The 14,674-nt window shown below is 65.6% G+C and carries 10 protein-coding genes and 2 pseudogenes; 9 read left to right on the top strand and 3 right to left on the bottom strand.

Translation table 11 applies throughout. The features are described 5' to 3' along the window. Positions 1-129: 129 nt before the first annotated feature. From ADL25_RS49105 to ADL25_RS49100, 4 genes and pseudogenes are all read left to right on the top strand, one after another. The gene (locus tag ADL25_RS49105) at positions 130-288 is read left to right on the top strand and encodes a hypothetical protein (protein WP_159044990.1); all 159 of its coding nucleotides are present in this window, start codon (positions 130-132) and stop codon (positions 286-288) included. A 642-nt stretch (positions 289-930) separates the two neighbouring features. Beyond that, complete coding sequence (locus tag ADL25_RS24265; protein ID WP_059129928.1) at positions 931-1,998, top strand: alkene reductase; 1,068 nt, start codon at positions 931-933, stop codon at positions 1,996-1,998. A 900-nt stretch (positions 1,999-2,898) separates the two neighbouring features. Then, positions 2,899-3,774 (top strand): hypothetical protein, encoded by an 876-nt coding sequence (locus ADL25_RS24255; RefSeq protein WP_159044989.1) that lies wholly within the window; start codon positions 2,899-2,901, stop codon positions 3,772-3,774. 430 nt (positions 3,775-4,204) lie between these two features. After that, a pseudogene (locus tag ADL25_RS49100) lies at positions 4,205-4,902 on the top strand (LysR substrate-binding domain-containing protein). A 771-nt stretch (positions 4,903-5,673) separates the two neighbouring features. Here the strand turns inward: ADL25_RS49100 and ADL25_RS24245 are convergent. Next, entirely contained in the window at positions 5,674-5,886 is a 213-nt protein-coding gene (locus ADL25_RS24245) for a hypothetical protein (RefSeq protein ID WP_059129924.1), read from the bottom strand. A gap of 121 nt (positions 5,887-6,007) precedes the next feature. Between ADL25_RS24245 and ADL25_RS24240 the strand changes: the two genes are divergently transcribed. After that, positions 6,008-6,352 (top strand): DUF2750 domain-containing protein, encoded by a 345-nt coding sequence (locus ADL25_RS24240; RefSeq protein ID WP_059129984.1) that lies wholly within the window; start codon positions 6,008-6,010, stop codon positions 6,350-6,352. On the opposite strand, the gene ADL25_RS46445 is transcribed toward ADL25_RS24240, so the two are convergent. Continuing rightward, positions 6,349-7,178 (bottom strand): IS5 family transposase gene (locus ADL25_RS46445; protein WP_107116692.1). Its coding sequence is split into 2 segments (ribosomal slippage): positions 6,349-6,836 and positions 6,836-7,178, totalling 831 coding nucleotides; the frame shifts between segments, so codons are not numbered across the junction. The two genes, ADL25_RS24240 and ADL25_RS46445, sit on opposite strands and share 4 nt — an antisense overlap. Positions 7,179-8,128: 950 nt before the next feature. On the opposite strand from ADL25_RS46445, the gene ADL25_RS24220 reads away from it, so the two are divergent. From ADL25_RS24220 to ADL25_RS46440, 4 genes are all read left to right on the top strand, one after another. Continuing rightward, positions 8,129-9,262 carry a lactonase family protein gene (locus ADL25_RS24220; RefSeq protein ID WP_059129982.1) on the top strand — a complete coding sequence of 378 codons (1,134 nt, stop codon included), beginning with the start codon at positions 8,129-8,131 and terminating at the stop codon, positions 9,260-9,262. Positions 9,263-9,514: 252 nt separating this feature from the next. Next, on the top strand, positions 9,515-10,030 hold the full coding sequence (locus ADL25_RS24215) for a VOC family protein (protein ID WP_059129922.1): 516 nt from the start codon (positions 9,515-9,517) through the stop codon (positions 10,028-10,030). 487 nt (positions 10,031-10,517) lie between these two features. After that, the gene (locus ADL25_RS24210) at positions 10,518-11,090 is read left to right on the top strand and encodes a hypothetical protein (protein ID WP_059129981.1); all 573 of its coding nucleotides are present in this window, start codon (positions 10,518-10,520) and stop codon (positions 11,088-11,090) included. A gap of 511 nt (positions 11,091-11,601) precedes the next feature. Next, the gene (locus ADL25_RS46440; protein ID WP_079050551.1) at positions 11,602-12,672 is read left to right on the top strand and encodes a GNAT family N-acetyltransferase; all 1,071 of its coding nucleotides are present in this window, start codon (positions 11,602-11,604) and stop codon (positions 12,670-12,672) included. A gap of 140 nt (positions 12,673-12,812) precedes the next feature. Here ADL25_RS46440 and ADL25_RS46435 read toward each other — a convergent pair. Next, positions 12,813-13,315 (bottom strand): annotated as a pseudogene (locus ADL25_RS46435) (NUDIX hydrolase). Between the last annotated feature and the right edge of the window lie 1,359 nt (positions 13,316-14,674).

Here is a 14,674-nt window from a genome sequence, read left to right as displayed (position 1 = left end):
TCCCAGCGGGCCCCATGAAGAGCCGCTACAGGCGGTCGAGGGGCTCGGTATCCAGCATATTCGGCCAGGTGGCACCATATTGCAGCCGACCGGACATCGGGGAGATTCGCGCCCTTTGACCGAGCGTCGGTGCGTGGTCCTGACCGTTTCGGCCTGCGGCTGCGGACGCTGGAGGATGTGTTGGCCCACGCCCAGGACGAAGGGATCGAGCACTGGCTGGACACCACCGAGATCCAGGTCCGCTGGCCGCGGCGTGCGGCGTGCGTTCGTGTCGGCAAGAAGGAGTAGAACACGAGGAAGGCCGACCACGGTCATCGCCGATGATCAACGACGCACGCCATGGGGACTGACACCCGGCGACATGGCCGGAAGCATGACGCGACCGCCGCACGCAACGACGTCATCAACGCCCGCTTCCAGCGCTTCTCCGGCGTCGAGGTCCTCCTCGACGTCGGCCCTCTTTGGCCTTCGCCGTGATCACCCTGGCCGCCCGGTCGCGCCACCAGGGAAGGCGAACAAGATCAGCCCACCCGAAGTCCACGAAGCCTGCCGGCAAGCCTGCCACCAGCACTCGTCCCGACACATCGCCGTTGCACACGCCGTCGCCGACTACCAACGCTGGAAGAAACTGGCCTGCTGACCGCATCGACGCGATGGACTGCGCATCACCGACCGGGACATCGCCGGACTGGCCCCCGACCGGCACCACCACAGCCTGAAACACAGCCCTCCAGCAGACCACCGCGCCGGCCCCGCCATCACCCACCAGCTCGGACGAGATGCCGTTGGTAAGAGCCCTGGCTCCGACGACGCAAAAGGTGCGCTGGTGGTCAGAGGGGTGACCTCGCCGACCGGCGTGGAGACTGCAAGGCCGCCGTACCCCAAACCACGAGATCACAGGGGGACAGTGGTGAGACGAGAGGAAGAGTCGTGACGACCGCATTCGAACCCATCACTATCGGCGCCACCACGGCGTCGAACCGGGTGTTCATGGCCCCGATGACGCGCAACCGGGCCACTCTGGACGGGCTGGCCACCGACATCATGGTCGAGTACTACACCCAGCGTTCGGACGCCGGACTGATCATCACCGAAGGTATCCAGCCGAGCCCGGTCGGACAGGGCTACATCTCAACGCCGGGCCTTCACAGCGCCGAGCAGGTTGCCGCGTGGCGGCCCATCACCGACGCCGTCCATGCGGCGGGCGGCACGATCTTCGCACAGCTCATGCACACGGGCCGAATCGGCCACTCCCTCCTGACGGGGCTCACGCCCGTCGCCCCCTCCGCGGTCAAGGCCCCCGGCCACTGCTACACCACAGAGGGCCCCGTGGACAACATCGCCCCGCGAGAGCTCACCGAGGAAGAGATACTCCAGACCATCGAGGACCACGCCACCGCCGCCCGCAATGCCATCGAGGCCGGCTTCGACGGCGTGGAGATCCACGGCGCCAACGGCTACCTCCTGCAGCAGTTCCTCTCCGACAACGTCAACCTGCGCACGGACCGCTGGGGCGGCAGTGTCGAGAACCGCGTCCGCTTCCCCGCCGAGGTCGTCAAGGCCGTGGCCGCGGCCATCGGCGCGGACCGGGTCGGCCTGCGCATCTCGCCCGGAAACAATGACCAGGACATCGTTGAGAACAACCCTGCCGAGCTGTACACCACGCTGCTGAACGCCCTGTCCGACCTGCCGCTTGCCTACGTCCACATGCGAGAGACCAAGGCTGACCGTGACCTGACGCGCAAGATGCGCGCCGCCTGGTCGGGGCCGTTCGTCCTCAACCCCATGTACGACGTGGACGCGCCGCACAAGGCTGTGACCGAGGTCTTCGACGACGGGGTAGCGGACGCCGTGGCCTTCGCGCGGCCGTTCCTTTCCAACCCGGACCTCATCGCCCGCATCAAGACCGAGGGCCCGTACAACACGGCCGATCCCAACAGCTTCTACGGGGGCGGCGCGGAGGGCTACACCGACTACCCGACGGCCACCTCCGCCTGACCTCGCACCCGGGGTGCACGCCACTACAGTGCGCCGTGGCCCTCGTGGTCCCCTGCGGCGGCCGGGAGCCCCGGTGGAGCATAGGACTCTTCATACCGGCGTCCGAGACGGGGCAGACCGCGCCCAGGACCGGGGTCACGGTGATCGGGGACACCTCGACCTCGTTCCCGATCGCGGCGCCGGTATGACCTCAGTAGAGTCGGGGATTGGTGCGGTGGCTGTCGCTCCGTTGCCAGTCGCCGCCGCTTCAAGTCGAGTATGCAGCTCTCCCACACGGCCTTCCGACAACGTTCACCGACTGGCACACGGGATTGCCCTGCCTACGGCTCGGGTGAAGCGATACACCCCGAGCAGGGTGATCCATCCATAGCGGCGACGTCGACGCTGGGACGGATGCTCTTGAACCGACCACACTTGACGCCCAGTTGGATGCGGTCGTAGATGCGTTGGCGGGTGTAGTTGACATCCATGAACAGGCCCTCCAGGCCGATGCCGTGCACCGCACAGCGTCCTCCCGTTCAAGCCCTGGACCGACCTTGCCCGGTAAGCACAAGCCAAGTTACGGAATCGCGTTGAACTGCGACACCATTTCGTGCAGGACGCTCGGGCGGATCTTGGGTACACCTGCAGATCGTGGTACGGGCCATGAGGATGTGCTTCTTCAGGGCGATCGGGAGGACGAGCACTTTGCGCACTTGACCCTCGCGTCAGGGTACATGGCTGCCATGCTCTGACTTTGTGATCCGATATCTGCGCCAACGGCTTCGCAGGAGAGCCCGGAGGGCCGGCGACAAGGCGATAGCCAGGCTCGCCAGTGACCTGAAGGTCCTCGGGCTTCCTGCAGCCTCGCCGAGAGTCAGAATCGCACTGCGGACACAACGTGCAACCGAGAACGTTGTGATGGTGTATGTCGTGCTCGTCGGCATTCCACTCCTGGATTGGACGACGACTTTGATCCAGGAGACGTGGAACGGAGACGTGCCGGCTACCTACCTCGCCGCTGCTGCCATGATCACAGACATGTGGCCGGCAGCGCAGCACGGCCAGTTCAAGGATGCGCTTGGCTTGATTGCCGTATCGGTTTTCTTCGCCATGTTCCTTGCCGCGCTGGCCACCGCGTTCTATCTGGGGCCAGTTATCTGGACGGTGGCGACCATACTCGGGCGCCCGTGGTCGTATGTCCGCGAGACCGTGTTGTTCCGCCGCTGCGAGCCAGTTGCCCTGTGTGCCAAGGCAATATCGGCCTGTTTGGCGGCGAAGAGCGCCAGTTGGCGCCGCCGTCCCCGTGCGCTGCGCCGTATGGCACGTGCTCTTCGCCGTGTAGAACCCGAGATTCTGGCCTTGCACCGGACTGCCGGTCATCTCACCGTGAGGTCGCACCGGCGGCGCCAACTCAAACGGCATGCCGGTCTTGTGGTAGCGGCCCTGCGAGGAGCCGAGGCTCGAGTGGACCGTGATGGGGAGGCGGCGCTGGGTCAACTCGCCGCAATGGTGCAGACCGTTTCCGAGCGTATTGCCGTGGGCCGGATAGGCGCCCTGCTCGACGAAGAAGATCTCGACGACACCCTCCGACCGGTACGCGACTGGGAGCCGTTCAAGTTGGTGGTCGCTGCGCTGTTGATAGCGGGCGCAGCAGTCGGCATCACCTTCGTTGATCTGCCTGCGGGTGCCGATACGTACGTGATGGGCGCCTGTGGGATTTTTGTACTCACCTTGCTCTACGGGCGCCGGGTGCAGCAATTCCTTGATCTGCTCAGCACCCTCAGGGGCGGGTGATGGCAGGCACCTTCCTTGCTTCGCGGCACCCCAGCTTGGGAGGAGCGGCACTCGTTGAGGCCGGTCGGTGGAGGCGACCGCGACGCACTTCAGGCGTCGGCGGCTCCCAGAGCGTAGGGAGAGGACCGTCGGCTGTTTGTGGTGCGGAGGCTCCTGCACGCTGTGTCGAGCAGGAGCCCCCGCAGTTGTGACGCTAGCAAAAGGACAGCGGAAGATGTTGACGGCAGCACAAAATCTCGGCTCGGTACGCACTGCAGTTGGCGGCAGGGGTGACGTACACCAACGCTTCTGTCCTTGCTGGTCATAACTCCCACGCGTCGGCCCGACTCACCCCTCCGACACGCCAGCTGTAGTTCCGGCGTCTGCGCTGGTCAGCAGCTCGCGGGGCCGGATGGGGGTACGGGTACGGCCACCGAGATCATGAACGTTTGTGACGACGTTTCAAGAAGCGGTGGCCGTGGAGATCACGATAGCCCAGGCAGTCTGGGGCCGAGTGTTCGGGCAGCGCTGGAGGTGATCGCGGATTGCTTCGCGCGGCCTGAAACGCGCGCGACGGCGGCGGAGATGATGAGCGGACTGCTGGCAGAGGTAGACACGCGCAACTGCTGGACGTTGGCCCGGGCGCTGAGGCATCCAGGCCCGCACCGACTGCAGCACTTGCTGTCACGCATGAAGTTCGACCACGGCCGGGCCAGGGAGGAGATCGCCCGTCTCGTCATGCGTGAACTCGCAGGTCAGGATGTGGTGCTGGTCACGGATGAGACCGGCGACGCCAAGTCCTCCACCGACTGTGTGGGAGCCGTGCAAGAGCACCTGGAGACACACGCCCAGCCGCTGGGTATCCAGCCGAGGTATCGCGTCTGGCTGCCTAGCATCGACGCGGCCTGTCACGCCGTGGCCGGGGGAATCGGCATCGCCATCCTGCCCTGGTACAGCGTGCGGCGCCGGCTCACCAGCGGCATCCTGGCCGCTATCCCCCTGGCTGAACCATGGGCGGACCGACGGCTGGTCGCCTGCTTCACTAGCGACCGCGATCTCTCGGACACGGCCCGCGCACTCCGCGACCACCTCCTGGCCCACGCTGACGACAAAGACGACATGGACGAACCGCCATCAGGCGGCGAGTAGGGGTAGGAATGTTCGCTCAGATGGGCGCGGCGAACAGGTCGGTCATCACTCGCAGCTCAGCCGGGCGTAACGACCCGGGGGGTATCTCGAACGGGAAATCTCCACGGAGTGGCTGACACAGACCCGAAATACACCCCGCACCCGGGCGCCCGCCAGCACTTCGAGCGGGGATGAGATGGTGTTTCGATCCGGCGCAGGACACCGCCAACTTGTGACGTCTGGATCCGCCGGCTGGCCGCCGTCCACACCCGTGAGCCCGTTCCTTCCCGGGCGGCCTCTCCGGCCTATCGCCAGCAGCGGACGGTAAGACACGACGAAGCCCCGGCCACGTCCACATAGCTAGGGCTTCGCCGTGCGTCTGGGGATGCGGAACCGGAGTTGAACCGGCATCCATACCAAGAATGACTTCGGTCGCTCTGTATCCGGTGAGCTACCTGCGTTCCGTGCCGGTAGAGCGCACAGTTGTACACCAAGATCGTTACACTTCGTCTAACCTATCGTCAAGCGATTGTCACCATCGCGTGCTTGGCAGCGAACGCGTCGACATCGTCGCCGACGTGCCAGAGCCGCCTCGAGCTGCCGGCGCCACTGCAGCTGGCGGCGATGAACAAGGGTGCGGAGGTCAGTGAGGCTGATGTCAATGAAGCGGGCGGTCTGGTGGGCGGTGAGGTAGCCGGAGCGGACGTTCTGCGACTCCGTGGCCCCATGAGCATACGGATGCCACTCCTTGCGGTAACCGTGTCGACCGCGACTCACCTCAGTCGACAACAGCTAGCGTTCCCATACGTCCGGGCCACCGCCCCGCCACTCGATCAGCTCCGTGTGCACCACGACGTCCAGCTCATCCCAGCCTTCCAGACCGGCCCGCTCCAAGAACACGGCAAGGTCGTGCAGGGAGAACACAATGCCGAGGTGTTGTCCGTCCACGGTCACTCGCCGGCCGCCGCTCTCGGACGGTGGATAGACGACAACACGAGCAGACATAAACCCAGCGTGACCTGACGTCCGGCCGACCGCACGCGGAACTACTCCAGGCACGATGAAGCGCCTGCCTCCTAAGAACCCCTAACGAAATGAGTGGCGGGTACCGCTAGTCTCAGTGGTCATGAGTCAGAGCGGTTCGCAAGCGGCAGCATTCTTCCGAGAGGTCCGCCAAAGCAGGGTGGTCTGGCTTGTCCGGGATAACGACGGAATGCCGACCCACCTCTCCGCGGACGACACGCGAAGTCTTCCCTTCTGGTCGACCTCGGCCCGCGCCCAGAGGGCAGCGAAGATCTGGGGGCATGGGCTACGCGTTGAATCCATGCCGTTGGAGACCTGGCGCGATCGCGAACTGCCCGATTACGCCCGGGATGGACTCAAGATCGGCATCAACTGGAGCGGGTCGCGCCTGGTCGGCTGGGATTTCACCCCCCTGGAAGTTCTCAATCGACTGGCGGCGGCTGACTAGCCCAGGGCATCGCTCGCCAGAGCGCACAGTCGCCGCCAGCAGATGAGTGCACATCCGAGGGCGAGGAAGGCTTCATGGATGTCGTCGCGGATCTCCCAGCGGATCCGCAGTCGGCGGAACCAGTGCAGATGGGCGAACGCGCGTTCCACGACCCAGCGTTGGGTGCCCAGGCCGGAGCCGTGCTCGGTGCCGCGGCGGGCGATCAACGGCTTCACGCCGAGGTCCCGGACGAGTCGGCGGTACTTGTCGTGGTCGTAGCCGCGGTCGCCCAGCACCACGTCGGGGCGGCGCCGGGGCCGGCCGCGCCTGCCCCGCACCGGTGGCACTGCTTGGAGGAGTGGGATCAGCTGGGTGACGTCGTTGCGGTTGCCGCCGGTCAGGGTGACGGCGAGCGGGATGCCGGTCGCATCGGTGATCAGATGGTGCTTGCTGCCCGTCCTGCCCCGGTCGACAGGACTTCGTCCGGTCTTGGCTCCCCCTTTTACGCGCGGATGTGGGAGCCGTCGACCGCTGCCCGGGAGAAGTCCAGGGCGTTCGCGCCACGCAGCTTGGTGAGGAGGACTTCATGCAACCGGGGCCACACCCCTGCCTCGGTCCACTCGGCCAGACGGCGCCAGCAGGTCATGCCCGACCCGAAGCCGAGTTCCTGCGGCAGGTGTTCCCAGGCGATCCCGGTGTGCAGCACGAACAGGATGCCCTGGAACACGAGCCGGTCCGGATACCGCTTGCGTCCCGGATGCCTGGTCCGACGCTCGACCTTGGGCAGCAGCGGCTCGATCACCGCCCACAACTCGTCGTCGACTTCCCACGGCTTCGGCCGAGCCACCTCACACCCCCGGATCAACGGTCCCGGAGTGATCCAACCACCCCAAAGATCATTTCGTTAGGAGTTCTAAGGGCCCAAGGGGTCGGATACGTGCAGCCACCGCTGCCATTTCTTGCTGCGGCCGGGCAGGGGCAGGCCGACCTGGCCCGGCCGGCCGGTTTGGGTAGCGCAGGGCGAATCGACAGACGACAGGGCAGACCGCGAGGGTGATGCCGCCCGAGCATCCAGGGCAGGCTTGATCAGGTTCCAAGATGTGGATGGAGAGCATGTGTCGCTTGGTGTCGATCTCACGCAGTATCCGAACCCGATCAAGCGCGGCGATGTGGTCGGCCTGCGCCTCAGAGGGCCAGCCTTCGGTGTACCCACCCAACGACGGGTGGCGGATATGGGTGCCCAGCTCCTCGCCGTACTCGGCCATCGCGGGTTTTGAGTCGGTGCAGTACTTCGGTGGTGCTGGCACGCTTCTCGTCGCCGACGATGACTGCCAGTTGGCGAGGTGGTCTACAGCCTGGACGACATCGAGCTTGTGGACCGTGACCAAGGGGCGAAGTCGGGCCTTAGCTCGGCGGTGAGAACCACGGCGTCGTTGTCGGAGACGAAGTACATCCGTGGTGACGGAGGCATAGTCGGGCTCCTTCTTGATGCGCTCGTCTGCGACGACGAGCGTGCTCTTGTTGAGGCCGCGCCTGTGCCGCGCCGAAGCCGATTTGAGTCGTGCGGGCATTGTCGGACGATGGCCTCTACGTGGCTGGGGACCGTTGTGCTCAAGGTCAGCCTGGCCATCAGCGTTGACCACTCGTCCGGAACTTCTTACGAAAGTGAGACGGCCCTATAGGGCGTAGTAAGAACACCTTCGCCAGGCGCCACCTATGTCTGTGCGAGGCCAGTTGGTGGCCCGTAGGGAATCGGGTGACCGCACAGTGGTCGTCCAGGACGAGGAGTTCACACCAATGAAGAAGAGGCTCGGCAAGTTGGTCGCCACGGCAGTTGCCACGGCGGCGTCGATGACGCTGTTCGTTGCCCCGGCATCGGCGAGTCCGCGGGACCACGGGGCTGCTGTCATGCCTGTGTTCGTTCAAACGGACGCGGCAGACGGCAACACGATCGTGTCGTATGACCGCACGGCGAGCGGAGCTCTGACTCAGCGGGGTGTCTACGCCACCGGCGGACGTGGAGGCAAGCTCGAAGGAGCCGTGGTGGACAACCTCGCTTCCCAAGGCTCCCTGACTTACGACCGGACGCGCCGGCTGCTCTACGCAGTCAACGCGGGCAGCGACACCATCACCGTCTTCTCCGTACGTGGTGACCAGCTCGTACGGCGCCAGGTCATCTCCTCCGGAGGTGACTTCCCGGTAAGCGTTGCCGTCCACGGCAACGTTGTCTACGTGCTCAACGCTCTCAACGGCGGTAGTGTGCAGGGCTATCTGAACATCGCCGGACACCTTGTGAAGGTGCCGTCCTGGCACCGGAACCTGGGTCTGGATCCTGCCGCGGCACCGCAGTTCACCCACACGCCGGGACAGGTCGGCTTTACTCCGGACGGCAGCAAGTTGATTGTTACCACCAAGGCCGGCGGTAACAGCATCGAGGTCTTCCCCGTCGGGCCGCTGGGCATCGCGGCAAAGCCCGTTGTCACTACCGACCCCGGAGCCGTGCCGTTCGGTTTCGCGTTCGATCAGGCGGGACGGCTTGTGGTCACCGAGGCAGGCCCAAACTCCGTTGCCACCTACGAGATCGGTCGCAACGCTCAGCTCACCAAGCTCGACAACCAGGCTACGGGGCAGGCGGCGACGTGCTGGATTGCCGCCACGGGTAACCACGTCTATGCCGCGAACGCTGGCAGCGGTTCTCTGACCGGCCTGCGGATAAGCCGCGATGGTTCGCTCACTTCGGTGAGCACGACTGCAACCGGCGCCGGCACGGTCGACGTGTCCATCTCCAGCGACAGCAAGTTCCTGTATGCCCAGACCGGAGCGGCCGGCGGCGTTGATGCCTTTCGCGTGAACACCGACGGTTCACTGAGCAAGGTCGGCTCCGTGATCGTGCCCAGTGCCATCGGTGGCGAAGGCATCGTCGCCCTGTGACATGAGAGCGACAGCCAAGGGGGGTGCCACGACCAAGGCACCCCCCAAGGCCCCGGTATCGCATCAAGCTGCCTGAACGGGATCCGGGTCTCATCCCAGTGTTCTGGTCGGAACGCTGAAGGACCACGACTCTCGGAAGATGGCTCCCTTCAGCCATCGTCGCGCGTCGTGTGCAACAAGGCGACACCCCCGGATGACCGGCGCGATGCTGGCGCCGGGGGTACATCACCCATCACTTTGGTGAGGAGAACGATGACGGAGACACAGGACAGCGTGCAGCCGGACCTTCCGGCCATCGAGGCAGAGCGCCGCCGTATCCGAGAGAGGCATCTACGGCCGAGTGGCGAAAGGCCCGTCTCGTCAGCATGCGGGCTGCATCACACGGCGCTGATCAGCAGCGACGTGGAGCGCACCATCGAGTTCTATCAGGGGGTGTTGGACTTCCCACTGACGGAGCTGATCGAAAACCGCGACTATCCCGGGTCCTCACATTTCTTCTTCGACCTCGGCAACGGCAACCTGCTCGCCTTCTTTGACTTCCCAGGACTCGACGTGGGCCCGTACGCCGAAGTCCTGGGCGGCCTGCATCATGTAGCGATCTCGGTCGAGCCGGAGCGCTGGCGCGAACTGGTCGCCCGGCTTGAGCAGACCGGCGTGGAGCACGTGGTGCACAGCGGGGTCTCGGTGTACTTTCGGGATCCCGACGGCGCCCGGATCGAACTCATCGCCGATCCACTCGGTGAGATGTACGGCAACCGGGTGCTGTGAGCGCAGCAGGGAAATCGGCTGCCCCGGCCGGTTACGGCGGGGGCAGCCGTTTGTACGGAGTGCGTCAGGCAGTGAGGCCGGCCTTGAGCGCGGCGGCCACCTGTAGCACGTGCTGGGCCTGGTACCGGGCGGCGTTACAGCATCTCCGCCCGCTCGGTGGGGACCCTTGAGCCAGGCGGACCGAGCGACCGGGGTCCGGGCCCTGTCGCCATCAGGAGGGTGTGTGTTCCGTCTGATCCAGCGGTGGCGAACATGGCCTGCCTGCTGTGACCGGGGGAGCACGCGGAAGCACTCTGCGGCTGCCTTCGCTCCTGCCGGCGTCCTCCCGCCGATCCAAGACGCCCATGTTGCAACCGGGGGAGTGCTGGGTTGAGAAGACCGCCGGATCCCCGCGCGCACTCAGTCGGCTGCCGGTTGTGTCGGCGTTACGAGGTGGCCGTTCCGAGCCCGTAGAGTGATCCGCAATCTCCACGGACTGGAAGAGATGATGCCTGAGCGGAACAAGCACTTCGGCCTCTACGGGGCCCGTGGCATCAAGGGCCATGAGGCCGTCGCTCGTCAACTGGATGCCCTCGCCGGCTACATCGCCACGCCCGTCACCGTTCGCCGTGGTCTGCTGGCCCGTTTGCACTACCTGACCCGCACCGACCATGCTCGTGCGGCCGCGCGCGAGGCGGGCCTGGCCGTCACCGACCGCACCCTGAAGGTGTGGCTGGAGGGCAAGCGGTCGCCCTCGAGGCAGAACCTTCAGCGGATCGAGCGGGCGTATCGCACGGTGCGGCGGGAGAACGTAGCCCGCTACCTTCTGGCTCGCCTGAACCGTGAGGGCCGCGGCACCCGGGTGGAGATCCATCCGCTCAACCAGTCGCACGTCGCCCGGCCGCGCCAGCGCGTGGTGGAGTTCCGCACGCTCAACATCCGCCACTGGGACCGTATCGTTCAGGCGTGGGCGTCCGGCGACGACCGCGGCCTGGATGACGCGTGGGTGGACCAGATCATCGACCTGGGCTCACAGTGGGGGCAGTACGAGTACGTCACCAACGTCGGCTTCGCCGCCTGACGAACATCCGCGCCAACCATCCGCGGCTGCCTGGCAGGGCGACGAAAATCGATGCCAGGAAGCCAGCAGCACGCACCGGTCAGGCTGCGGCCCATCCCGACGGTCTGGTGACGCTGCAGGGGAAGCCTGGGACTCGGGCTACCCCGCGGCGTTCAGCGACTGCCAAAGGTCCCCGGAGAAGCTCCCCTCGGTGGAGTCCAGACCTAGCGTGACGAGCGCTCATCGGCGACGGCCGAGCGAAGAGAGCCCACTCGCGGAGTGGTTATTCGAGCAGCAGGCCTGAGCCACCCTGCGTCAGTCCCCCTCATTCATAGGCGCCGAGACAGCCTGACGCTGCACGTTGAGCCGGTTAGGGTCCTGGCAGAAGGCTATGAAGTGCCCGGGCACCTTTCCTCGCAGGTCGAGTTCCAGTAGCTAACGCAGTGTCGCCCCGGGGAGACCGGAACGGGGTCCAGAGCGCGACCGTAACGATCAAGAGCATGCCCATGCCGCGACTGCCTTCGTCTTGCCGATGCCTCGCGCCCATGAAGGTTCCGCAGCGGCCAACTGGCATGGCGGGAGATCGGCGATCAAGGATGTGACCTGCGAGGACAACTTACCGGCACCTGCAGTGCTCAACGCCTACCTCCGAAACGCTTGTAGATACGATCCAGTCGTGCGGAATATGAACCACCAGATACGTGCCATGGAGACAGCTGATATCCCCCAGGCCGTCGAACTGCTAGCCGCGTCAAGCGCACACGACATCCGGCCCGTTCTTCGTGCGCGCCTGGCGGCGGACGCTACCCCGGCCCCCCAACTCGCCATCGTTTCGGGACATGCCGGCGTTGTCTCAGGCGTGGCGTACATCGCCGAAGACCCCGTCTTCCCCGGAACCGTCACCACGCTCGTTGCCGTGAGCCCGGATGCCCGAGGGAAGGGAGTCGGCTCGGCGTTGGCCGCACAGGTCGAAGACGAGCTGGGGCGACTGACGGGGGCTACTGCGACCTGCATGATCCGAGACGACCTGCCGCACGGCAAGGCTTTCGCCGAGCGGTACGGCTTCACGGTGGCGCACCACAGTCTGGGCTTCAGGTACGTCTTTACGGACGCGGACACTGAGCAGTTGCTGGCAAGCCGTGCAGCTGAAGCCGCGGCCCGAGCCGGAGTGCAGGTCCGTACGGCCGACATGGCCTTGGACGAAGAGCTGATCACAGAGTGCTTCACCCGCTGCCGGATCGGGCTGCCCCTGCCCTTCGGTAACCGGCCGGTCGATGTACGGGAACGACTGCGGGAGTTCCCGCGGAACACGGTGTATTTGCTGGCCCGGTCCATCGAGGAAGATCGTTGCATGGGGATGAGCATTCTGATTCCCGAGGACCGGAGCTGGTACGTACGCTTCACCGGGACCGACCCCGACTTTCGCGGCCGTGGTGTGGCCGTGGCGGTGAAGAGGGCTTCGCTGCTGCACGCGCACCAGGCACGCACCGAGTCCGTGATCACGAACAATGACGACTCCAACATCGCGATCATTCGCACCAACCAGAGCCTGGGCATGGTCTCGCACGTCGGCTACTGGTCCTTCACCCGCATCCTTGCCTGAGACCTGGCAGCATCAAGATCCTTTGTTCGCCCATCGTCATCCTCTGCATCTGCACGCCCGCATCCGAGGCGATCCTGTCCGGTCGATTGCGTGCGGAGCCCGTTGACGGTCAAGGGCGGCAGGTGGATGTGGGTGGTGCCTCAGTGCTGGATCAGGCCGCCGATGGGGACGGGGGCGACGTGACCGGTCGCCAGAAGGGTCCGTGCCAGGGCGAGGCAGGTTTCGACCAGCGATGATCGGCGCAGGCAAGCAACGTACGGGATCGGAGTCCCGGCCGACTCGGCGGTTTTGCCGTTCGGCTCGGGCCGGAGTTGGCGCCGGTGACGCAGACCCGGTGGAGGATGCCGACATTCTGATGCTTGACTCCTGCACGCGCCGCGGCCGCAGGAATCACCGTCGAGTCCACGCCCAGTAGCCGATCGACCACCGCGGCACTGCCGGTCTACTCGGCGACTTCCCGGATCACCGCATCGAACGGATCCTCTCCGTGCTCGACCCTGCCGCCTGGGAGAGTCCAGTCACTCTCACCCTCTCGTGGTATGTGACGGGCGAGCAGCACCCGCCCGTCCTCGATGCACACTGCGTACGCCGCCAGCCGGAAACTCGTCCCCGCACCTTCCGCCGGACCCTGTCCAACGGCCAAGATCCGCGCATCGCTGTGAAGGCTAGGACGGCACACGTCCATCGTTGCTTGGCCGAATGCCCGGAGGGATGTCTATCGCACTATGTGATCTGACTCCACATGTGAAGATCTCGTGTAGGTGATCGTCGCGGTGGACGCCTCGATGTAAGCGGCGTATCGAGACGGGCGCATACCAGCGTGGGTTCTTCACAGGCGAACTCACACCGAAAACAGCCCGTTTGCGGTGACAACACCCGCTGACGGGCATCCGGCGGGAGCGTCTACGCGTCCGCTCCCGCCCCGCCCCGCCTCTGTCCTGACCAGAGGCGGGGCGGTCTACGTTTGCAGCTACATGGACCCCGTCGAGCGGGACGACGCGGCCCGGCCTGCAACGTCCGGCCTCCCCGTCGAGATCCCGCAGAATGTCGAAGGCTCTGCCGTGAGATCGGCCCAGGTCAAAGCGCCGATCTGCACTGCGGAGGCTAAGCGCACGATCTGATGACAGCGGGGACAGGCTTGTACCGGGCCGGCCCGGGCCCTGCCGCAGGGCGCCGCGATGCGGGCTCTGGTGGAGCACACACAGCGCTGTGAGCAGTGTGTCGACGATGTCCCGCAGCGTCCGGCGGGCCCGGCGTTGGTGCGGACGTTGTGGAACGCACTGGGCGACTGAAACGCGCTTGCCTCTGGTTCGCTCAATCGTGATCGTGCAGATCTTCGTCTGGGGGTAAGACGTCCCGGCCGACCGGCGCTATTGATCAGTCCTGGTGAGTCCTCAGCGTGTCGGTGGGCACGTGATCCAGGGCAGCAGGGTGGTTAAGGGTGTGCTGAAGCGGCCGCCCTGCACGAGAGGCCCCAGTCTGTACCTCCCCCGGACCGGCTGGGGCTTCTTCGTGCCCACTCGGCTGCACCGCTGGTGCGGCGGTAGACGGTCTGACACGGGAGAGCCGAGGTTGGCAAGAGAGGCAGGCCGACTCCAGCTGGCTCGCCTGACGCCCCCGCCCACCTCACCCCCGCGAGGGGGCCGGGGCTGCTCGATGTCGGTCTGCGCAAGCAGAACGGTCCCCGCTGCCCTCGGAGGTGGCGGGGGGAGGACCAGCGGCGGGTGTTCCTCGGCAGGATCCTGCAGGCGCCGTTCCATCTCCTGCACGCCGGTCTCGAGCATCTCTGTGACCGGACAGGCGCGTTCGTCGGACCGGCTGGACGTTATCTACTGAGCATCTACTGAAGATCGAATTCCGTGCGGGGCGGCAGATCGGCTCAACACGCTATGGGATTCTCAATTGTGGCGTATGCATCGATCAGCTCGGCCTTCGTCGGCCGAAGTGGTGAGCTGGAGGCTCTCGCTGGCGGACTGCGGCGTGCGTTCGGTGGTGAGCCGCA

This window comes from Streptomyces sp. NRRL F-5122 (assembly GCF_001507435.1).
GTDB classification, from domain to species: domain Bacteria; phylum Actinomycetota; class Actinomycetes; order Streptomycetales; family Streptomycetaceae; genus Streptomyces; species Streptomyces lannensis.
The sequence above is the reverse complement of the archived record's forward strand: the minus strand, read 5'-3'. Positions and strand labels throughout refer to the sequence as shown.